General features: G+C 50.0%; 21 protein-coding genes. All 21 read right to left on the bottom strand.

What is annotated here, in order from left to right; all coding sequences use genetic code 11:
- Window positions 1–56 precede the first annotated feature (56 nt).
- The 21 genes from AEQ63_RS13335 to AEQ63_RS13235 all read right to left on the bottom strand — a co-directional run bounded on the left by AEQ63_RS13335 (window position 57) and on the right by AEQ63_RS13235 (window position 20,111).
- A complete protein-coding gene (locus AEQ63_RS13335) occupies window positions 57–1,115 on the bottom strand; it encodes a site-specific integrase (RefSeq protein WP_064363720.1) in 1,059 nt (352 codons plus the stop codon).
- Window positions 1,116–1,328: 213 nt separating this feature from the next.
- Window positions 1,329–1,877, bottom strand: coding sequence for a hypothetical protein (locus AEQ63_RS28125; protein ID WP_152972356.1), 549 nt, complete (start codon window positions 1,875–1,877; stop codon window positions 1,329–1,331).
- 1,046 nt (window positions 1,878–2,923) lie between these two features.
- Complete coding sequence (locus AEQ63_RS13320) at window positions 2,924–4,051, bottom strand: DUF7146 domain-containing protein (protein WP_064363717.1); 1,128 nt, start codon at window positions 4,049–4,051, stop codon at window positions 2,924–2,926.
- A 149-nt stretch (window positions 4,052–4,200) separates the two neighbouring features.
- On the bottom strand, window positions 4,201–4,341 hold the full coding sequence (locus tag AEQ63_RS28635) for a hypothetical protein (RefSeq protein ID WP_161806076.1): 141 nt from the start codon (window positions 4,339–4,341) through the stop codon (window positions 4,201–4,203).
- Between the two features lie 509 nt (window positions 4,342–4,850).
- Entirely contained in the window at window positions 4,851–5,063 is a 213-nt protein-coding gene (locus tag AEQ63_RS13315) for a hypothetical protein (protein WP_064363716.1), read from the bottom strand.
- Between the two features lie 477 nt (window positions 5,064–5,540).
- Window positions 5,541–6,236 (bottom strand): hypothetical protein, encoded by a 696-nt coding sequence (locus AEQ63_RS13310; RefSeq protein WP_064363715.1) that lies wholly within the window; start codon window positions 6,234–6,236, stop codon window positions 5,541–5,543.
- 64 nt (window positions 6,237–6,300) lie between these two features.
- Window positions 6,301–6,555, bottom strand: coding sequence for a hypothetical protein (locus AEQ63_RS13305; RefSeq protein WP_064363714.1), 255 nt, complete (start codon window positions 6,553–6,555; stop codon window positions 6,301–6,303).
- Between the two features lie 419 nt (window positions 6,556–6,974).
- The gene (locus AEQ63_RS13300) at window positions 6,975–7,289 is read right to left on the bottom strand and encodes a DUF5983 family protein (protein WP_064363713.1); all 315 of its coding nucleotides are present in this window, start codon (window positions 7,287–7,289) and stop codon (window positions 6,975–6,977) included.
- A gap of 246 nt (window positions 7,290–7,535) precedes the next feature.
- Window positions 7,536–8,264, bottom strand: coding sequence for a hypothetical protein (locus tag AEQ63_RS13295; RefSeq protein ID WP_064363712.1), 729 nt, complete (start codon window positions 8,262–8,264; stop codon window positions 7,536–7,538).
- Window positions 8,265–8,330: 66 nt separating this feature from the next.
- A complete protein-coding gene (locus AEQ63_RS13290; protein WP_064363711.1) occupies window positions 8,331–8,711 on the bottom strand; it encodes a hypothetical protein in 381 nt (126 codons plus the stop codon).
- 225 nt (window positions 8,712–8,936) lie between these two features.
- Window positions 8,937–10,448: a DNA cytosine methyltransferase gene (locus AEQ63_RS13285; protein WP_082367817.1), complete on the bottom strand. Its 1,512-nt coding sequence runs from the start codon at window positions 10,446–10,448 to the stop codon at window positions 8,937–8,939.
- A gap of 95 nt (window positions 10,449–10,543) precedes the next feature.
- On the bottom strand, window positions 10,544–11,425 hold the full coding sequence (locus AEQ63_RS13280; protein WP_064363710.1) for a DNA adenine modification methylase: 882 nt from the start codon (window positions 11,423–11,425) through the stop codon (window positions 10,544–10,546).
- Between the two features lie 82 nt (window positions 11,426–11,507).
- Entirely contained in the window at window positions 11,508–11,753 is a 246-nt protein-coding gene (locus tag AEQ63_RS13275; RefSeq protein ID WP_064363709.1) for a hypothetical protein, read from the bottom strand.
- 206 nt (window positions 11,754–11,959) lie between these two features.
- A complete protein-coding gene (locus AEQ63_RS13270; RefSeq protein ID WP_064363708.1) occupies window positions 11,960–12,412 on the bottom strand; it encodes a hypothetical protein in 453 nt (150 codons plus the stop codon).
- A 74-nt stretch (window positions 12,413–12,486) separates the two neighbouring features.
- Window positions 12,487–14,202 (bottom strand): VWA domain-containing protein, encoded by a 1,716-nt coding sequence (locus tag AEQ63_RS13265; protein WP_064363707.1) that lies wholly within the window; start codon window positions 14,200–14,202, stop codon window positions 12,487–12,489.
- Window positions 14,203–14,271: 69 nt separating this feature from the next.
- The gene (locus AEQ63_RS13260; RefSeq protein ID WP_064363706.1) at window positions 14,272–15,456 is read right to left on the bottom strand and encodes a DUF3150 domain-containing protein; all 1,185 of its coding nucleotides are present in this window, start codon (window positions 15,454–15,456) and stop codon (window positions 14,272–14,274) included.
- 67 nt (window positions 15,457–15,523) lie between these two features.
- Window positions 15,524–15,985 (bottom strand): hypothetical protein, encoded by a 462-nt coding sequence (locus AEQ63_RS28630; RefSeq protein WP_064363705.1) that lies wholly within the window; start codon window positions 15,983–15,985, stop codon window positions 15,524–15,526.
- Entirely contained in the window at window positions 15,982–17,028 is a 1,047-nt protein-coding gene (locus AEQ63_RS13250; protein WP_064363704.1) for an AAA family ATPase, read from the bottom strand. The genes AEQ63_RS28630 and AEQ63_RS13250 overlap by 4 nt, the downstream gene beginning before the upstream one ends.
- Before the next feature lie 295 nt (window positions 17,029–17,323).
- Complete coding sequence (locus tag AEQ63_RS13245) at window positions 17,324–18,319, bottom strand: YqaJ viral recombinase family nuclease (RefSeq protein WP_064363703.1); 996 nt, start codon at window positions 18,317–18,319, stop codon at window positions 17,324–17,326.
- A gap of 78 nt (window positions 18,320–18,397) precedes the next feature.
- Window positions 18,398–19,495 carry a RecT family recombinase gene (locus tag AEQ63_RS13240; RefSeq protein WP_064363702.1) on the bottom strand — a complete coding sequence of 366 codons (1,098 nt, stop codon included), beginning with the start codon at window positions 19,493–19,495 and terminating at the stop codon, window positions 18,398–18,400.
- A gap of 109 nt (window positions 19,496–19,604) precedes the next feature.
- Window positions 19,605–20,111, bottom strand: a complete 507-nt coding sequence (locus AEQ63_RS13235; protein WP_064363701.1) for a single-stranded DNA-binding protein — start codon at window positions 20,109–20,111, stop codon at window positions 19,605–19,607.
- Between the last annotated feature and the right edge of the window lie 247 nt (window positions 20,112–20,358).

The following is a 20,358-nucleotide window of genomic DNA, read 5'->3' as shown; positions in this document are numbered from 1 at the left end:
GGGGTCAAGTTTCAGTGAGTTGTCAGTTTGGCCAGGGACCGCAGCTCCAAATGCTACTAGAAGTCTTCGCCTTTCATTATTTTCTGCTTCTCTTTGTCCCCTCGCATGTCATAAAGCAATGTAGTGGTGACGTTAGCGTGGTCGGCCAATTTCTGCGCCATCCCCTCACCATGCTTATCGATCATGCGAGTGATAAATGTGCGGCGAAGATCGTGGGGTTTCACCTTGACGCCGCATGCTTTGGAGCGTTTATCAAGAATGTAATAGATCGCCTGCGGTGTTAACCCCTCATCAGTTATCAAGCCAGGTGTGACTCTGTGCTCAGCAGGTCCAGAGGTAGTGGCCTGGCCATGAGCTGACTCAGCTAGAACCTTTTTTCTACCTTTCCTGATTCGTGTAAATAAAGGCCCTTCTGAACCAACCGCCGCGTTGCGGATCTCCAACCAGGCTCGTATACGCTTCACAGCGCCAGGGGCGATCCACTTTTTGAGCTCCTTGTTCCCCTTGCCGATGACCGTAACAAACCACTCGCTTTGGTTGAGGTTGTGAAGATCGATTGCCACGCCTTCGGCCCTTCGAAGGCCAGACCCATATAGCAACGAGATAATCGCAGCGTCTCGTAATCCTTGGTGCCTCCAGTCAGAAACACAATCAGCCAGAAGTTTGTGAAAGTCCTGCTCCTCAACAAATTTGCCAGTAGGCAGCCGCTGCTCACGGAATGGCTTCACCTCGCGCAGGCTGTGCAATCGATCGTAACTGATCAGCTCCAGGTGTTTGGCTTCATTGAAGACGCCTCTTAACGCCGACAGATAAAGGCCACAAGTTTTAGAAGCGTAACCATGCATCCGCATTTTTTCGACGAGTGCGTAAAGGTGAACCCGCTCAACTTTTTGCCAGGCAATCTCTTCCAGAGGCACATCCTCGGCCCCCAGCATTGTCGCGACCTCTTGAAGTGCGTACCTCATTGTGAGCTTTGAACCAGGGCCAAGCCTTCGGATGAAATTGCTGTACGGATTGTTTTGAGGGTGCCTTGAAGAGCTCAGAACAATGTTCTGATCATCATCAGCAAGCAATGTGTCGATGTCGAAGCTGGCCAGTTCAGTCGAGGGATCCAAAGTGACGCTCCACAGGTGAAATCAGGAAATCTCATTCTGCCTTAGGACACATGGCACTAAAGGGCAGATTTCTTATACCGTTTACTTTTCAAAACAACTATTTAGATAAGTAAAAATACAGCATGATTTTGACGCGCGCGACGATTTTCTAAAGGGATCAACGATGAGGCCGCTCTCTTCACCATCCGCAGCACAGAACGGCCCACCTGGGCGTCAACCCAGATTCACGTCAATCATCGACACTGTGTCCCCCGTGCTCATCGAAATGAGCTCTGTGATCAAGACTGTTCGAAGGTCCACACCAAAGTCACCAGCACCGTTTTCTGCAAGCCTTTCTATGGTCGCAAGCACCTGCAGCGGGCTTCCATCGCTATCTTTGTCCACTCTTATTGACTTTAATACGTAGATCAACATATTAGGTCTAAATATAACGTCAGCGTTTGGATAAAAACCATAACCAGACAATATGGTATGGGAAAGCATCGTTATCAACTGGACATTATTGGCAAGCGCAATTATTTGCTTAGATTGTTTTTTCTTCGCCACTTCCCTGTACATCTGAGGATCCTGGCTACGTAAAATAGTCAGCATCTTGTGACGATGTTGATCAATGTAGCCACGAACAACCTCTTCGGCTTGTTCATTTGTCAGTGAGTCGCTGATAAATAGTTGCAAGGATGTACCTTCCTTTCCTTTTCTCAATAACCATCTGCCAACCAGATTTTGTTTGGTAGTAGAAAGTGTTGTCTTGTCGAGATCCATAAAAAGCTCTTTTGTCCCGAATAACTTTCTTAGGAAGAGTAGTTACCGGCAGAGCCCCTTTGAGGTGTAACTGAATTTTACGAAACACTCTGTCTAAAGCGAGGTCTCCCCTTGTGCGCTGGTAGTACCTATGGATCGCATAAGGTGAAATGCAAACGTAGCCCAAACCCTGAGCCCAAGCGCCGGGAAGCTGTAACGAGCTTTCTGTCCAGACAGCACAGGCAAACGGCTCAAAGCCAGTATCCTCCGATGGGATGCCAACGAGGCGAATCTCGGCCCCTATAAACTGAGTCCGTAGAAATGTCGCGAGCTTGTTCAGACCAGCAGTCCTACTCTGTAAGCTGCAGGCTAGTACCACCTCTTCACGTGAGAACCCAATTTTCAGGCCTGTTCCCGCCCTATTCTGTCCAGCGACTTCAAAATGAACCAGCAAAAACCAAGTGGCGATCAGCGTCGCCCTTTCGTTATTTTTGTCTTCGAAACGGTCGCGTAGCGGGTGCAGTACCTTGATTTCGAGAGACCTAGGCGGTTTCCCATCGCACGAATAAATGCAGAGAATTTTGTCCTCGCCGATGAGGTATCGAGCATCAATGTTAAGCGATACAACCGACATTTTAGATCCTGAATGACGAGCTATGACTAGGATACACCACTTAAAGAAATTGCAATCTCAACTAATGATTTTTTTTAGGCTCTTAATAGATTAGTAGTGATTGCCAATTTTTCATAAAAAAAAAGACCGCACTTGGCGGTCTTTTAATTATTTCCCATTTTACTTCGGGAAATAACAATTTCTTCTAGAATCTTGATAGCCTCAACACTATACGGGCCTGTAATTGTTACTTGTCCAAGCTCAAAGCTCATTGAAGTATCTCGGATTCGTCGAGTATCCAGAGCGCTTGAGCGCTTACGCGCTCTTAGCAGCTCCCTATACTCATGATCACTTCCGACAAAACCGAGTGGTGGGCAGAATGGATTCACTGCACACGATCCCGGCTTAGTCGGCACTACTTTAGGGTCAAATATATAGCTCGTCATTATGACCCTCACGCAGCGTGTCGTTTAGATTGAGGAAAGCCAAACCGTCCGAGCTGGATTAGGACATCATTCCAATCGACAGATTTTCCACCTTCCGGAACTGTTAACGTCGGTGTGTGACGAGCACACTTCAACCCTAACGCCCAAGCTCGAGCTTGCAAAGCTTTTGCAGCCTTCTCACCTCCACCAGAAACATCTTTATCCTCCCAGATAACAAGGCCTTTGACGCCAGCTGGAGGGACAAAAGTTTCCATCAGTCCAGTGTTAACCAGCGGCCAGACTGGAACTCCCATCGCCATCGAAATGGCCAAAGCAGTCTCAATGCCCTCGGCTACATGCAAAATTTCACCAGGTTTCCCCAGTTGAATCGCACCACCAGTCACCGACCGATCGGATGGAATCGGGCACATCTTTTTAACGCTTTCAACAGGAGCTTTCTCTCCTTTGGGGGTCAGAAAAATCCTGTGGAGTGTCACTGGAACACCAGCTGCGTCGCGGATCAGCGCGACAATTGCTGGAAATTCACCTTCACAAACACCGTCCTCATTATACGACCGGAGTTTTGGGTGGAACCGCAACGTAGCCGCATAACCAGGAGCATCCCAATTAAGGATTTTCCTTGAGCTCAGGTAAAGTCTTGCTGGCTCTGCCTGAACTGTACTTAGAGCTAAAGTTTCGCTCCAGATTTTTTTCAGGATGTAGCGGATACGCACATCGTTTTCTTTCTGATATTGAGCTTGTTTCTCTCTCAATCTCTGTATGTGCGCAGCTTCCTGTTGATTGTCGTGTGCGGCTTTTCTTTCGTCTTTACGATCTTTGATGTTGAGGTATTCCCCTACCTCTTCAACAGCGTCCGCAAATACATATCGACCGTTGTAGGATTGTCGGTACCACATGAGCAAAGCGAAACCATCTCCTTTGAACCCACATGTGTTGCAACCGCCAGCGCCTTTAAATGCTCCGTCATCATTCTTCTTGAGCATTCGGAAACCATCTACCCCACCATGCACCGGGCATGGGGAGCGTTTACCAACCTTTTTACACGATGGACTGATTCCAGGAATAATGGCACTTAGTATTTCCAACCACTTACCTTGAGCGGCCTCGCGCACAGTCTTTGCATTCAAGTTTCGCATGGTGTACCTCCAGGTTTAGCCCCGTCTGGGACTTCCCAAAACCCTCCAAGAGGGCTTTGGGAAGCCTCAGACAGGGTTTGGAATCTGGGGGTACACTCTCCCTAAAGGAGGTGTCCCCCTTTAGGGAATTAGCACGATTTTTCCGACAGTTACTTTTTCGGATCTGGCGTGCTTGGATTTTTTGTCGGCGGGATGTCGCAGAGTTGCTGCATCAGCCTGACGAATGAATCATCAGACAATGCTGCGACAACAACCCGATTGGTGTCTGTCGTTTTCTGTTGGTTACTCATGATGAGCCCTCAATAAACGACAATTACGCGACCACATAAGAGAATCTCAATCACATGAGATCCGGCCAAAAAATGGTCCTGATCAATTTGTTTGAGTCCAGCTATGCGGAAGCTTGAGATTTCAGCAGCCATGGGATTACCTCTATTCGAGGCGAAGCTGCTCCCCAGCGGGAAGAAGCCCCGCGTGGGTGTGCCTTTCGGCGATGGGTGGGTGTGAGTTTAAAGTGGTCACCGGTCACTATCGAACGATCAGCCTCATGGCTGACCGAAGGAATCTTCTTTCGTCGGCGTACTGGCCGCGAAAGGAGACTCTAAAAAAGCCCCCTAAATAGGGGGCTTGAATCAACGTGCCTTTTTACGATCGTCGAGGTGATAAGCAAGCCAAAAGGCTGCGCCTATAATGCCGACCACGAAAAGCATTGTGGATGTCACGTATATACCAAGGGGACTCATCATTACGAATTCCTCTTCAGTGGACTTGGGTTGAGTCTACCAGAAAATCGATAGTGTCAACCGCCTCTGTCGAGAAAGCCGACAAGGATCACCAGGGCTAACGAGCCTACGATCATGATCGCACCGAACGTACCGAGAACAACCGACCAGAAAAGGCCATCGATGCTGAGTTCTGAAGTAGTAGCGATCAAGAATATCCCTGTGACAAGAAAGCCACCCCCCAGACTGAGGAGCGCATCTTTGATCCAGAGCAATATTAAGTTTTTCATCTTTCACTCCGTAACGCCCTCCTTTCAGGCTTGGGTTATTGGGCCCACAAAGAAAGGGTCATGGAGATCCCCAGGAAGGGATTTCCCCTTCATGGGTTGCGAGCGCAGCTCGACTTTAAACGCAAAAACCTCTGAGCGCTTTTAACGCGTCAGATGAATTTACGACTGCAAGAACAGTGTTATTAATGTGATCAGGATATCTAGCACTTTGGAAGCTCCGTTGTGAAGGCTTCGCCCCTATCGGGCAGAGGCCCGGTAGGGTTGTGTAAGGTGGGTGTTTAATTTAAGTGATCACCGGTCACTATCAGACGAACAGCCACAAGGCCGCACGAGAGAATCTGCTTTCGTCGGTATTGACGACCGCGGAAGTAGACTCTGTTTAAAGAATATACGAAACCATCGAGCGTGCAAGAAGCCTTTAAATCCTCCCCCTAAGAGGGGGAGGATTTAAAGGCTATGGAACATCACCTCTGAGAGTTAAACATTGTGCCAAATTGCCCAAGTTTTAAACCCAGATAGCATGGTGCTAATCCAAGCAAGCGCGTCCGAAAAAGACATTTCTTCTGATACTTGCTCAACTGCTCCATACCTCATTTCTTCAGCTACAAACCCACCCGATGAATTCTGACAAATCCTGAAGCCAGATAAGGTCGCATGGTCGAAATGGATTCTAAATCCATATGGAATTGCGTGTTGGAGCTCTAGTTGTACGAGATCTGCGACCTCGCTTATTTCAACGCAAGTATAGACCTGCTCTTGAAATTGATTATTTTCGGCTACCGCAAATACGACCGCTTGATCGTAATCGTTGGCATGAATGTCGTAAACCTTATCCAGGAGCGAAAACCTAAACGCTTTTTTGAACTGATTCAGCACTCTTACGTCTGCATCAAATCCGGCGTGGTTTTTGATCCACTGTGCAGCCTCCGACGACGTTGAATGTGTATTCGAGAATTTCTCTAGATGCGGTGGAAATACAGATCTCCACGTCTCGCCATCGTGTTCGACATAAAAAACGAGTGGCATACGTGGAGCGTGCTCAGATTTCACAGTTATTGCCCACTCTTCAAACGGACGTGGCTCGAATTGAAACCAGGCGTTTTGGCTCACAAGAGTAGATAAAACGTGTTGAAGCTGGGCATCACCAACATAAATAAATTCTGCAGTATTCATTTTCGCTCCTTGCTAAAATTAACAGAAGGAGCGACCCCAACAGGGTGCTCCCCTGCGGGTTTAATCATGCCGCTATAGATGTCTTAGCGACCTCATTTCCTTGTGTTTTGTAAACAGTTGGGCGCCATAGCAGGTGCCATTCATAACAGTTAAGGAAAACCTTACGTTCGTTTTGCTTAGGCATGATCTCTTTGTAGTACCACGGAACCCTGGCAACAAATTCCTTACAAAATACATCTTTGTAAAAGACAACATCAAAATTGTCTGTCTCACCAGTAGCGTCAGGTTCCTTACGGGCAAATACTTGAATTGGCTGCATGTCCTACTCCTTTGAGCGGGACTTCGCCCATAGGGACGTAAATCCCAATGGGTTGCCAATAGGCTTCGAGTTATCTACAAAAAGCAGATAACAGATTTATAGAATTGTGCGTTCGTCAGCAAACCAGTTTCCACACCGGACAATATATCGGTGATCAATGATTTGATTATTAATGCGTTCAGTGTATTCGATGCTCCTTGGAGCGCCGCAATCAGCCAAAAATGCATGAGCAACTGCAAGCATTACCGTTGGAGCGGTGATTCTTATCTCTTGACCTGTAAAGGTATTTTTCACCGAGTAACTAAAGCCAGTCCGCGCTTCTCTCGGTCTGCCATAACTCGTCTCCGAGCTAGCTACCATTGGGAATTCCCAAACAGGTGAATTGTTAAGCGACGAATCGTTTAATAAATCCATCTTGCTTACCAGTCGAAACTTGTAAGTTCCTCGTGTCTGTTTCCATCCGAATCAAAGGCGAGAAGCAGGAGGCCTTCATCCAAGGCGGAATCGAGTAACTCCGTAAGCTCTTTGCTGATCGGTGCCAGTTTGATTCTGGCCACTGTGAGAACGCCAATCATGATCAGGAAACCATGCTTGGTATCAAACACATAAGGCGCGTCCTCACTTCCGAACGCATAATCTGCGGCGAATCGGGTGAGGCACTCAGAATCATATTTCGTGATGTGTGCAGTAGACAACTCAACTGCTTGTACAGCGGCAAAGTCCAAAAGTTTCATGTCGTATCCTCAATTCAGGGGATACGACCCCAAAGGGGTAGAATCCCCCAGGGTAATAGTTTAGGTGGCTGTTTTTTTTCTCAGGTCAGCAGCCTGCTCAATAACTGTTGCCTCAAGGCGACAGTCTATGATCTGTTTGTAACGCGACTGCCTAGAAGAATAACCAGCAAAATCTGTAAATCATAGACTCGAAGATTTAAAAACCCCCGCACAGGGGGTTGCCCTCCTGTGCGGGATTTAATTTAATCACAGCCGCTTCGCAATCCAACTCACGCGATCGACGGTGACTGGCTCTTCTCCAATGACAGTGCCAAATTGGTCGATGACATTCTGCATGACTTGTACGGGGACCTTTCCGATTCGCTTGAGGGCGATTAGGTCACCAATATCAATGTCATATTCAACCATGCACCGTTCCAAATCCACACCCCATACCTCAAGAGTGCCGAGGCGAATCATATAACTAATTTTTTCGCCTTTTTGATGCTTGTATGGAAAAGCACCAAAGGACGTAACCTCCCCTTTCAACGCATCAGCCCACACATCTATCTCCGGGGCAGTGTCAGCGCAGTTTTGGAAGTGTTGCTCGTAAGCCTCCATATCCGCGCGCAGAGACTCGCTGTCGAGCTCTTGATAGTTGTGCTCAACTTCAGGTGCGGTTTCACTTAATACGCGATCCCACAGCTTCTGTTCTTCGGAACGGCCGGGTAAAGCCTTGACGCGCACGGGAGCAGGCAACTGCTTACACGGAGCATCATTGGTACGTCTAAAAGATCGCAATGAGCCTTGGCTTTTAATTGCCGCGGCACGATGCTGAATCTCACAACGGCGTTTATTGATCTCTTCGTTTTCGCGAGCTGCAGATTCATTCATCAAACGAATTCTGCTTGCCAGCGGAGATTCTTCCAGAGAAAAATCTTTCAGTTGGTGAACGAAGGTTGCAGGTACAGAGCTATCGAATTGTTGAAAACGCATGGTGTTTCTCCTGATTAGAGGTAGCTACACCCCATAGGGGTGTTAAGCCCCGATGGTTTAGGTTCTTCAATAAGTGGATAAACACGCCTCTGAATTTTTTACGAAGAGCCAGGCAGATACCCAGGCACCGCTTTCGGTTTCAGAAATAACAGCGTGTGAATCTATTTCGATGTTGTCACTTGAACCTAGGCAGTATCGATTTTGAGCGGCTACCGCGAAGGCATTCGATTCAACATCCTCTCCAAACTCTCGAACGCACTGACTGAAGTCGAGACCGTTTTCTTTCGCGGCCTTCAACATCTCTGTCATTGAGTTCTCAGCCTGGAGCTGATCAAGAAGCGCTTTAACTCGACCATCATTATCAGAAGCTTGCGCAACTTGAAAAATGGTTGAAACGAGCAAAGCCTGATTTTCGTGAGAAAGAAGAAGAATCTTCTGCGAGGACATGGGACGCTCCTGTAACAGGGCGAACCAGCCCAGAGGGTGGTAGCCCTGTGGGTTTGAAATAATGCGAGAGGTGGGTGTTTGTTTTGAGTGATCACCAGTCACTATCAAACGATCAGCCTCAAGGCCAAACGCAAGAATCTGCTTTCGTCGACGTCGATGTCGCGGAAGAAGACTCGATAAACTGTGGCCCCGAAAGGCCACAGATATTACAGCATCGAAACGCTTCTACAGCAACATTTGCTGAGTAGAAACCGCCGCTATGGGGGGCGGCATCGTGAATGCCGAGTCAAGATTTTTTGGATAATCATGACCAGCATCGAGGCTTGCTAAGTTGGGGCTTAATGAATCGGGAATAGCTGGTGATTCATTGTCTGTTCTGAACATCGAGCTGCCCATTTCTTCACCTATCGATTCAAAAAGTATGAAGGCAACGCTTTGCCCCATTATTTGGTGTGCTGTCGTCTCTGAGACTCCTTCCGTCAGAACTTCAGGGATTGTTTTTAATCGTGTGTGCTCAAGCCGCGTGAACAACCGGAACAGGTCAGGGTTTTCAGGGTGAATCAAGAAGGGTTCAGTCGATCGCCCCTTAAAGTAGTGTCGACCAATCGTTCCACATCCGTTCTCATCTCCTGTTAATCGCTGGAGTCCGAAGTTCTTGCCAGCCGCCTTATCATTGATCGCCTTCTCAGACAAATATGTGTATGGCTTCCAACGCGTTGAATCCAACGGAACCGGCTCAAGGATCTCTTTGATAGAGGCCTCTCGCACCTTGTTGACTTTGAGATTATCGAACGACAAAAGATCTCCCAGACCAGGGGTATAGGCGATCATCACCATTCGTTTTCGCTTCTCAAGCGCGCCGAAATCAGAGCTATCCAGCACTTTCTCGTTGAGCACGTATCCCAGCGATTTTAAAACACTTCGAATTACCGCCATTGAGGCAGTGGTCTGGTACTCAGGCACATTCTCCAAAACCACGATGGCAGGATTGGTTGCCTTCACCCATGACAGGTAGTCAAAAAACAACGTACCAGCGCTGTCATGCTCTTCTGCAAACTCTAAATCGTTCTTGACCCTTCCCGCTTTTGAAGCCCCTGTACAAGGCACTCCCCCTGTCAAAATGTCACATTGGGGAACGTTCCCCTCAAGGCTGACATCCCTGATATCAGAGCAAATCGCAATAGAGTCCGCTTGCCAAATATCCGGGTTGTTGCGCAACGATGCGTTGAGGTACTCAGCTTCTAACTCAACACCCACTTGCACAAAAGAACCAACCCCAGCTCGCAGTAGTCCTGAGTGGATAGCCCGATCAAGCACGCCTCCACCGTGAAATAAACTGGTAACGGCAAGTTTTTCGCCGCGATCCAGTTTTTCTTTAAGACGTTTGAGTCGTTCACGGATTTTGGTTTGCAGTTGCAATGCCGTTATGACAATGCGACCGTTTCGAATCGCAATCCGGACCTTCTCGTCATCCTCAAACACCTGGCGTATCTCATCACTGCGCAGTTGAAGGAGTGGATGCACCGTCCCATTACGCTCGCGCTTTGAGACAGTGAATGTGCTGCCGACAAAGTTAGCGGGTACTGCGACCAGCTCCAAGCGCCTAGCGGCTTTATCAGATCGAATTGTGTACTTATCTCCGATCCGCAGACCTCCGTGAGCAAGCTTTTGGCCTTCCATCCAGATTGAAGGTTTCTGGCGAGCCTCACCAATTTTCGCGTTAATAATGGTCGTCATTTCATGCTCCAGATTGCGGAGGCACGACCTCCCCTTACAGGGAGATCGCCCCCTGTAAGGGATTGCCACCCGTGAGGTGGCCTTTCAGATTTAAATCAAGAAGCCAGTCGATACACGCCGGGCTTTACTCGTTCAAAGAAGATTTCGTTCTGCAGGACCTGACGAATCTTCGCGGCCCAATGTTGGTTGTTCCTGGTCTGTGCGTATGGCTCTAAGGCTGCGTTTATTTCTTTCAAATGCAGCACCTTGCCCCCCTGCAGTACTCGTCGAACAGCGGCACGCCAAGTGATATTGACCATGGCCTCCGCGCGTTTTTCGATAGTGGCAAGGAAGAACAACGCCTCCTGTTGCTTACGAAAAACCAATAGTTTTTCATGAGCAATCCGGATTAAGCGGCCCCGATATTCTCTGGAGTCACTGACGCAGTTGTGTTGAACCTTGATTACCTCATCGATGAGACGTCCAGGGGAAACCCGTTCAACGAGCGACGAAAGGTTGAAGTACTCTCCTCCCTTCCGCAGATTGCCCATAAGAATTCCATACACACCACCGCGTTCAACTGCGTCGTGAATGTTCATCACGGCAAGCTCCAGGGCCTCTGTAAAGTCCGGGAGTCTCATCCGGGACATATCCCACTTGTTTGGCTCACCCCACTCAACACCGCTGTACTGAAGCATTCCGGCGTACGGAGGATGCCACCATGCCAAATGTGCCTCTTCGCCAACATGTGACTTGAGGTCGTCGACAAGAAGGTTGAAGCCTTGATGCAGATCAGTCCCAAAAAATCGCAGCCCCAGATCTCGAGCCACATCAGCACTTGTACCGCCGCCAACGCTTGGATCGATAACAAGACCATCTTTTCGGCGCTGGTAGGACTCGACAAATCCTTTGACGATATGACCAGTGCAGTTGCCGCGGTAATTGGACTTGCCCCAAGGGCCCCGATCGGGAAACGATACGACTGATGAATTGAACATGGTGCGCTCCAGTTTTTGAAGGACCATGCCCCAGCAGGGAATGGCCCCTGCATGGGTTTAGTGTTGGCCAAGTGGCCTTTAGTCAATGAATGATGTCGGGAGTGAATACGCGATTCTGCGTTTTCTCTCGGAAACGATTTACGAGTTCATCGAAGCTTTGATTGAGCTTTGATGGCGTTTCAAAAGCACCGCCGACGTTACGAAGGATGATGACCTCACCGGTGGAAAGCTCCCACAAGTGAACCTTTACCACTCCGCAGGTTGACCACGCTTTTCGTGTGACCTTCGCGTCGCCCTGAAGGCGCGCAGCGACCATTATCGGACTCATACTTTTCTCCAGGATTTCGCGGAGAAAAGCCCCAAGCGGGCTTACCCCGCTGGGTTGGTGTGTGGGTGTTTATTTCAAGTGCTCACCACGCACATTTCAAACCCGATCGCGCAGCGACCGAGCCAGAAATCTTTGTTGGCCAGGCTCATGGAACCAGCCCAACAAAGTATTCTGGAAGTACCACCCCCGTTTTACGGGGGGTGGATTTAAGCGACCTGTCTACGTAGTTGACTTCGCGCTTTTTCATCTCTCATTCGATGGGTTCTTCTTTCCATCCCAGCTATGTTGCTGCGAAGAGCATCATGATCGATGACGCCCCACTCAGTCATAGCTGTCCCTAACGCGCAGCAGGCTCTGAAACTGAAAGGACGGAGAGAATCATCGTTGATCCAACTCCAGATCTCCTCCCTCATTTCAACGCTAGCACGGCGGTCCAGAGCTGTTTGTAGTGCATCCCGAAGGATGCGGTCGTACATCACCTGGATATCTGCATCGGACCAGTTGATCCGAATGAAAACATCTTCTGGCATGGCCAGAATGTCTAGGAACGAAAACTGTTCCACATCGGCTTGATCTCGGCGCCGACGCTGCGGAACCTTGGCCAGAACGGCGAGTTGAATTTCACTCTCCGATGGCGCCTCAAAAAAACTCATTTGCATGCTGCACCTCCAGATTAAGCAGAGGTAGCAGCCCCAGTGGGGCGCTCCCCCCACTGGGTTATGGCTGACGAGTGTCAGGCCACTTTTGCTGTCAAAACGTTTTGCACGAGCTCAAACAAAGCCTGTCGGAGGTCGCTCACTCCGCTGATATAGCGGTAGTTGCTTCCAAACAACACTCTCAAGTTCGAGCTTTGCGTCCCCATTGCAATACCGAGCACTTCAACACCGCTATTGCGGCATCGTTCGATAATGTCAGTTGCGGACGTAACGTCGTCAGGATCACCGTCGGTCACCACAATGAGAATCTTGCGATCCTCACGTTGCCGCACCAGAAGCGATGACACAGTCCAAAGCGCTTGCGCTAAAGGCGTGGAGCCTTCAACGCTCACAGCGAACCGTCCATCACGCCTCGCTTTCTGGAACATCTCTCCGTGTTTGAGAATCGGCGCGATACCCAGTCGACCGTTGACGGTTACTGGAAACCGATAACCAGCAGGATTAACTCCCGGTAGGCCATCCATCGCTTGTAACAAGGACGCCACAGCCACTGTTGCCTGTCGAATCGTGCTCTGCATTGATGGCGAGTTATCCAAAAGCACTTGGAGGGCCGCATTGGTTTTGACGATTGGGTCTTTATGCCGAAAAATTCGGCTATCCCCAACCATCAGCCTTGCGATCCGAGTGCTATCAGGTGACCTGCCAGTACGTCGCAGTGAAGGTCTGGTATTTCTAACCCCCTGCATCAATCCATTCAGCACAGCACGTAGACCCATCGCGCTTTCAAATGCCTTGTCGGCAATCTCGTCGCTAAAGTCACTTTGTCTGGCTGGAACATCATGAAGATCTGCAGGTGTCGATTGGCTGTAGTCAGCATGCGACCTCAAAAGCTCTGAGGCCGCTTGACCCTTGTCCGATATAACACCCTGCAGATCTGCGTCAGTAGCATTCAATATTTGCTGGATGAGGTTGTCGTCGCAGGACGATATGTCACCAGCTTGCGGATCATCAGTTGCCTGTTGCTGAGATGTCGTAGAAGAATCTTCTCCGTCGTCACCTTGCTCATTGCTCGGTTCGGATGAACTACCTGGATCCGCGGTTGGCTTCGGTTCAGCATTTCCACCAGATTGATCATCCGGCTTATCAGAATTGTCCGATGTGTCTTGTTCATCCTCCTCGGGTTCTTCTTCAAGTACCGAGAGAAGTTTCTTTGCAAGTCCGAATGATTCAGCCGTCGATGAAAGACCACCAACGCTGGCACCTAGCAATCCCATGACTTTGGTCGTTTTGCCTTTTCCCAAGACGTCGACCATAGCCACAAGAGCTTGATCGGCTTCTTCGCGAATCGGCTGCCTGAGGTACCTGGCACATCCATTCAACAGGAGTCCATTCAGCAAAATTGCAGCTGGATGACTGTTCTGCCGAATGTCAGTACCTCTGAACAAGTGAACAGCCAAAGCATCAAGATCACGTCGACTACCTGGATACTCATTCATCATGAGCTGTTCGATCCGAAGATCTTCGACCAGGTTGGTCATTCGACTCTCAATCGGGGACGGCTCTGCACCACCATAAACATCAAGACTAAAGTCTGTGTGTTTCACATGTGATGCTTCGTGAGCTAAATACCCGTAGGCGATCTCTGCACCTTTGACATCATCAGGATCGATGTTCGGCAAGTTAATGACCTTGCCATCGGTACTTGCGATAACACCGCCAAACCGTAGCTTCACTCCCAAGTTGTCAGCAAGAGCACGTGCAACGATTGGCATAGCGCTGGTTAAAGTTTTCATGGTGCGTCTCCAGAAAAAGCAGGTGACACACCACCCCTAAAGGGGCGGTATGCCCCGTTAGGGTTGGTTTTAAAACCATACGACTGATTGCGACTGTGTCGGTGGCGCCGTAGAGGCCACTACCGGATCAGTCATCGTAGGTGTGATGGTTTCTTCTGTAGCCACCACTTCTGCAGCCTTTGTTTCGGCTGGCGTCGTTGATGGCTGGCTCAGGTGAGCCCATTCTTCAGCAGCTTCCGAATACATGATCGGCAGAGGATCTGCGCTCACAGGCATTACGGGAATCACCTCTTGAACATTAGAGGTCGGTTCAATCAGAGCATTGCTATCCACAACAGCCGCGATTTGAACCGGAGGTTCCGTTTCAAGCTCCGGTTCGTCATCAGCCATTTGCACGCCCATTGAGGCCGCGTGAAACCCCCTGGCCAGTTCAAGGATCTTCGTCTCATCTGACAGGTTCATCATCAGACTCAATACCAGCTGAAAATCCTGTCCCTCAACGTCTCCCTTGTCAGGGAGTCGCATCAACACATCGTCAAACGTCTGAGCGACAGTTGCGACCTGAGGATTTAGAAACGACAAACTTGCGAGCTTACTTTGCATTTTCTTGAGTGCGTTGACCGCACGCTGCCCAATGCTCTGTTTGCCCAAAAAGCTGCTTTCCAATGCCTCGCGAGCTGCTTGCGCAATTTCACGGAACAGCTGGCCAGCAAGACCGCTAACCTCCTTTTCCAAGCCTCGATTGAGGATTGGCTGATCGCCACCCGCGGGTGCCAACCGACACGCCGTGTAATGACAACCCAAGCGACTTTCAACCACCCCTACAGGCGTGATTGCGACTTCTAGCGCGCTTTTGAAGTTAGGATTTGCAACGATCCAGTCCTGGGCAAGCCATTCCTTGATATTTTTGTCGTAGTCCTTACAGAACACTGAACGCGCATCTACAAACTCACGCTCAATCACGTCCAATTTATCTGCCAGTTCAACGGACCTGGAAACAGGTACCGCATAACCACCGAGAAATCGAACTCCGACTTCTTCACATGCGCGAATCGCGCGGCGCTTCAGCCGATCGAACACCTTGGTTGTTTCAGGATCACAGATCCGTTTCGACCCCAAGCTGACCAACTGCTCGGGGGGAAGATCTACAACGCCAAGGTCTTCGGGTTTGAGCTTCTTACGACCGGACCAAATACTGATATCCAAACCGAAGAGCAGAACTTCTTGTAGGACTTTTACGTCTTGAATTTTCATGGAGCATCTCCGAAAAAGGTGCTCCTCCCTTGCGGGGTAGAGACACCCCGCTGGGTTTAGGTTTGAGCTAAAACCAAACCCCAGTAGGGACTTTGGTTTCAGCAAAAGCTGCTTGTAGGTTGATGCGTTTGGCTATTACGCCTAGCGCCTCAAGTGCATCAAGGTACAGCTGCTCATCTGAGCCAAGTGAAGGGTTTGGCACCAAGAACAGCGAACAGATCTGCTTTGAGTCGAGGGAGACTCCTTCGTCGCCATCTTCTCTAGAGAACAGCACCAGCTCGGTGCCGTTAGCCGTAAATAATTGCGAAAGCTTTACCAACAGGATGAGCTTCAGTCGTTGAGCACGGTTCTCGAGAAGAATCTCTCCAGAACCGAAGCCCTGGAGGTCAAGCTCTAGCTCGGCCCATGCAGGCGCCAGCTCCTCGTAAACCCTTAACTCGACTTCGTCCTCTCCCATACCTGAAAGAAAAATTGGCATTGCGTCCAACGCTTCCTGAGTATTCATTGCCACCCAGTTGACGTGATTCATGCCTCAGTTTCCTTCCAGAGTTGATCACCGAATATCTCTTCACAAATTTTGTGAATTGCTGTGCGCTGAAGAAAATCTGTGCGGTTTGTCAATGACTGCCTCATCGACACATATAGTGGCGACTCGCATGGTGTCTTCGACAAACCCGCTTGGATTTTCGCCCAGCGCACCAGGGTTCTGGTGCTCATGGTGATGGTTAACTGCCCGCGATCATCGGCGGTTGCGGATCCTGTGGTTCCAGGGTTCGCATTTGCGACAATACGGTGTCGCTCTTCTTGATCGCACCCAATAAACTGAGCGCGGATTTTGTTGGCGACCTTTACGAAGGGTTCCAAAATTCTTGCATCCACACCGGGCAACGCACTTTGCAACACCTCCACTTCGTCTTCCGGGTCCATGTATGGCACTCGCAAAACTCGATATCGGTCCATCGTTGCAAGGTTCTGTTGCTGAGTACCGCCGTACAGGCCAGTATCATCACCCTGCCCCACAGTGTTGGCTGTACCAACGAAGCGGAAGTTGGGGTGAGGACGGATTACGCGACCGCCATCTTCAGCGATCACCAGTGGACGCCCCTCCAATACCGCGTTAAGCGCGGAAGCAGTCGAGGGATCAAGAAAGTCCATTTCATCAAGGATGAAAATGAACCCTCTCTCAATTGCCATCGTCAGCGGACCATCGACAAAGACCATTTTCTGGTCGCCTGTGGCAGGTTCAACTGTTAGCGAGTGGTGACCGACTAATTCGGGCCACTCCAAGCGGCTATGGGCATTGGTTTGCAATGCAGGCCAGTTAAGACGCCCAGCCGCTTCAAGAACCAACGAAGTTTTGCCCGATCCTGTGGGACCGACCAAAAGCAACGAATCATCCATCGGGTCACTGAGCCAGGACAGAACGCTGCGAAGAAGCTCGCGGCGAAATTTGTAGCCGCTCGACACTTTCGGAATAAATTCCATATGGGCATGACCAGGCGCAAAGCCGGGCACGCTTACAGGAGCTTGGATTCCAAACGAAGTCAGCGGGATTTGAGCATCAAATTGCATGGTGTATCTCCAGAAAAAAGAGACACGCCAGCCCCAACGGGACGGTGTGTCCCGAAGGGTCGTAGGAAGGTGGGTGTTTGTTTTGAGTGATCACCAGACACTTACTAGCCAAGTCGTACCATGACGACAGAGCGAGATACTTGAAGCAAATTGCTTTGGTCAGGCCTGTGACCTCACCAAAACATTCTGCCTGTAAATTTAACGTAGTCAGCCATCACGGGCTACACGTCGCAAAGCAGTACCCCTGATAAGGGGGTGAATAGCAGAGGGCCCTAGGGCCCCCGCTAATTTTTCTTCAGAACCAGATGCCTCCTCGCATCTCGGCCAGCACTTCATCAATCGAAGCTGAATCAGTAGCCGCGTTGGCATCAACAGTCAACCGAACACGACCACCACCAGCTTTACGGTGCGTTGCATACTTCTCATCGGACAAGTCCGGATCGAGTTGCATCGCCACTGCCTTCCAATCGATCGAACCATCCTGGATATATCGCGTGATGGATATGCCATCAGCTTTGGCTGAAACATACCCCCCCATCAACGCCACCAGTTCATCCCGGATGGTCTCTCGTTGTTCCTTACAGACTTTGACCGTCTGCATGGCCTTGGCCAAATCAGCATCGACCCGTTTCAACTGATCCGCGAACGTTGCCCACTGCACTCTCACTGCATCCTCAGGGGTGTAGTGATCGCGCTCAGGATCTTTAAGTGGAGCTTTGCCAGTCTGAACCATCTCCCAGAAATCCAACTCGCGATCCAGCATCATGTCGATGAAAGAATCTTCTCGTTGAATTTCAAATACCACGGGAGAATGACTGGGGTGGTAGAACACCAGATACCCCATGTCCGCACCGGCTACAGCAATTTGGTGCTGAACCTGCGGGTAGTACAGTCTGTAACCCTTGCTGCCCATTCGATTGACTACAACGTCCTCGAAGTTACTGGTGCTCGGGCATTTTATCTCTAGAGGGCGTCCTTGATGTTGAATCCCATCGAACGACGCTCTGATGATCGAGTTAACAGATGACTCCGCACAAATGGGCAGAGCTATCGTGTCGTACTCCTCTTCAAACCACTGTCTTGCATAGGGCTCATGAACTATCCCGTGTCTGACCCAAGGGTTCTTGGACAGATCGTCGACAGGCAGCACTCCTCGAATTTCGCCCCATAAACGCCAAGGCGTTTTGAAAGGCGAGCTCCCCAGGATAACTGCAGCGTTCGAGGCCGAAACACCGCCCCGACGCCACTCATGCCACTGTGTTGTTCTTTGCCCAACATCAACGACTCGCATAACAGCCTCCTCGTGAGTTGGGGCTGCCCCAAGAGGGGAAAGCCCCTCTTGGGTTAATGGTTGATGATGAACCTCTCATCATGCTGATTGCTGTTGGGATGCGGCCTCGGACTGTGCCTTGTCAAGCTCACCCAGCGAATACTGTAAAAGCTCGCGAGAAAAACCTGACTGCTCTTCGAACCAATCTCGAGCAGCTTGCCAGCAACCTGTTTTGTAAGCCCGGTCAATCACTGACTGGATACGCTGTAACACCCTCGGAAGTATTGTGGCTGGGTCAAATTGAGGCTGAAGCTCAACATGTCCCATTTCCTCAAACTCAGCGTCCGCGACCACATGAGTATCCATGTGGGAAGTCACGAATGGATGATTGTGACCAGGGGCCTGAGAGCTCATTGGCACAACAACCGGGTCAGCCGCCGGAACAAGCATGGCTTGACCGTCGATCACAGCGTCAGGATCACCAGAGAAGCCCTCTCCGTTCTGAATATCCAGAATCTCCATAGCGGTATCCATGCGCGGACTGGACAATGGCCAATCCTTACGTGCTCGCTTGGTGATGGTTTTGAGGTACATCTCTTCCGCCCAGTTCATCCATGGTCCTTTGTCCTTCTTGAAGGCTTCGGAGGAATCACGGATCTGGAAAATCTTCTCAGCCCGTACAGGCGTCACGAGATGATCGCCACTAGGCAGTTTCGCGATGTTGTAACCGCCTCGAAACTTACCCCGCTCCTCGATCGATGCAAAAGCGTCGAACTCGTGAACGGGAAGCTGCGCAGGACCGCGAAATTTGAAGTGATCGTTGCTGTAAACCAACTCGGATTTTGACCAGGAAATACTACCGGTATCGGTAGCAATCTTGACCAACCCCCGATAGCTGATATCCAGCATGATTCTTCCATCTCGCGGCACCAGGTAGGCAAGTGCCAAGGCTGGATTCAACGTCAACCCTACAGCCGCGACGTTGATCATCGCCATGATCACGCTAGAAGGATTGCTTTGGGCAATCTTCAGAGCGAAATCCTTATTTTTTCCACTGAACTGTTGGACCGCATACAACGCTTCTGCGTTGAAATTGAGACCAACGTTTGTGCTTTGCACCATCTCAAGAAACTTCACCTCCGAACGTTTAACGAGGGAGGTAACAACCTGAATCGGGGATAAAGCTTGATTGGACATTTCACGCCTCCAAAAAATAAAGGCGCCACCCCAACAAGGGGTGGCGCCCCTTGTGTGGGTTGTGTATCTATAAATTATCGCTCTAAATAAGAATGATAATCATTCGGGCCTAGAACGGAATATCGTCATCAAAACTGTCAAAATCAGGAGCAGGCTGAGGTGCCGCCTGCTGCTGAGGTGCCGAACGTGACTGTTGTTGAGACTGTTGTGGTCGGGCTTGCTGGGGACGCGGTGCGGCATTAGATGGTGTCTGCTGAGACTGTCCGTTTTGAGGACGTCCGCCTAGTAACTGCATAGTGCCCTGCATGTCGACCACGACTTCAGTGGTGTAACGCTTGATGCCGTCTTTTTCCCATTCGCGAGTTTGCAGTTTGCCCTCGATATAGACCTGAGAGCCTTTACGCAGATATTCACCCGCGATTTCTGCAACCTTGCCGAACAACGACACACGGTGCCATTCAGTCTTTTCAACTTTTTGGCCGGTTTGCTTGTCGGTCCATGATTCACTTGTAGCAAGACTCAGGTTGGTGACGGCATTGCCGTTAGGCAAGTACCGCACTTCAGGATCTTGGCCACAGGTGCCCACGAGAATTACTTTATTTACGCCACGAGCCATGGGTTATTCCTCCAGGAACAAATGAAGGGCACGACTCGTCCCTGAGGGGCGTGGTGCCCCAAAGGGGTTGGGATTGGTGGGTGTATGTTTTAAGTGATCACCAGACACTTTTTCCGCCGCTCCGCATGGAGCTGGACGAGAAACTGGTAGGAAATATTTGGCTGAAAGTACCTTCCGCAAACAGGAGGCTTCCTGTCTCTGGAAGGCGCTTTCCGGAGAGGTTTCCCTCTCCGGTGCAAGAAGCGAC

The organism is Pseudomonas sp. RIT-PI-o, assembly GCF_001297215.1.
Lineage (GTDB): Bacteria > Pseudomonadota > Gammaproteobacteria > Pseudomonadales > Pseudomonadaceae > Aquipseudomonas > Aquipseudomonas moraviensis_A.
The sequence above is the reverse complement of the archived record's forward strand: the minus strand, read 5'-3'. Positions and strand labels throughout refer to the sequence as shown.

What these genes read in the sequence shown, in the direction of transcription:
- AEQ63_RS28635 (WP_161806076.1), bottom strand. Translation starts at nt 4,341, where the DNA reads ATGAGTAACCAACAGAAAACGACAGACACCAATCGGGTTGTTGTCGCA.
- AEQ63_RS13290 (WP_064363711.1), bottom strand. Translation starts at nt 8,711, where the DNA reads ATGTCCTCGCAGAAGATTCTTCTTCTTTCTCACGAAAATCAGGCTTTG.
- AEQ63_RS13315 (WP_064363716.1), bottom strand. Translation starts at nt 5,063, where the DNA reads ATGAAAAACTTAATATTGCTCTGGATCAAAGATGCGCTCCTCAGTCTG.
- AEQ63_RS13300 (WP_064363713.1), bottom strand. Translation starts at nt 7,289, where the DNA reads ATGAAACTTTTGGACTTTGCCGCTGTACAAGCAGTTGAGTTGTCTACT.
- AEQ63_RS13245 (WP_064363703.1), bottom strand. Translation starts at nt 18,319, where the DNA reads ATGCGAGTCGTTGATGTTGGGCAAAGAACAACACAGTGGCATGAGTGG.
- AEQ63_RS13280 (WP_064363710.1), bottom strand. Translation starts at nt 11,425, where the DNA reads ATGTTCAATTCATCAGTCGTATCGTTTCCCGATCGGGGCCCTTGGGGC.
- AEQ63_RS13305 (WP_064363714.1), bottom strand. Translation starts at nt 6,555, where the DNA reads ATGCAGCCAATTCAAGTATTTGCCCGTAAGGAACCTGACGCTACTGGT.
- AEQ63_RS13235 (WP_064363701.1), bottom strand. Translation starts at nt 20,111, where the DNA reads ATGGCTCGTGGCGTAAATAAAGTAATTCTCGTGGGCACCTGTGGCCAA.
- AEQ63_RS28630 (WP_064363705.1), bottom strand. Translation starts at nt 15,985, where the DNA reads ATGAATCACGTCAACTGGGTGGCAATGAATACTCAGGAAGCGTTGGAC.
- AEQ63_RS13310 (WP_064363715.1), bottom strand. Translation starts at nt 6,236, where the DNA reads ATGAATACTGCAGAATTTATTTATGTTGGTGATGCCCAGCTTCAACAC.
- AEQ63_RS13295 (WP_064363712.1), bottom strand. Translation starts at nt 8,264, where the DNA reads ATGCGTTTTCAACAATTCGATAGCTCTGTACCTGCAACCTTCGTTCAC.
- AEQ63_RS13320 (WP_064363717.1), bottom strand. Translation starts at nt 4,051, where the DNA reads ATGCGAAACTTGAATGCAAAGACTGTGCGCGAGGCCGCTCAAGGTAAG.
- AEQ63_RS13285 (WP_082367817.1), bottom strand. Translation starts at nt 10,448, where the DNA reads ATGACGACCATTATTAACGCGAAAATTGGTGAGGCTCGCCAGAAACCT.
- AEQ63_RS13275 (WP_064363709.1), bottom strand. Translation starts at nt 11,753, where the DNA reads ATGAGTCCGATAATGGTCGCTGCGCGCCTTCAGGGCGACGCGAAGGTC.
- AEQ63_RS13250 (WP_064363704.1), bottom strand. Translation starts at nt 17,028, where the DNA reads ATGCAATTTGATGCTCAAATCCCGCTGACTTCGTTTGGAATCCAAGCT.
- AEQ63_RS13265 (WP_064363707.1), bottom strand. Translation starts at nt 14,202, where the DNA reads ATGAAAACTTTAACCAGCGCTATGCCAATCGTTGCACGTGCTCTTGCT.
- AEQ63_RS13270 (WP_064363708.1), bottom strand. Translation starts at nt 12,412, where the DNA reads ATGCAAATGAGTTTTTTTGAGGCGCCATCGGAGAGTGAAATTCAACTC.
- AEQ63_RS13260 (WP_064363706.1), bottom strand. Translation starts at nt 15,456, where the DNA reads ATGAAAATTCAAGACGTAAAAGTCCTACAAGAAGTTCTGCTCTTCGGT.
- AEQ63_RS28125 (WP_152972356.1), bottom strand. Translation starts at nt 1,877, where the DNA reads ATGGATCTCGACAAGACAACACTTTCTACTACCAAACAAAATCTGGTT.
- AEQ63_RS13240 (WP_064363702.1), bottom strand. Translation starts at nt 19,495, where the DNA reads ATGTCCAATCAAGCTTTATCCCCGATTCAGGTTGTTACCTCCCTCGTT.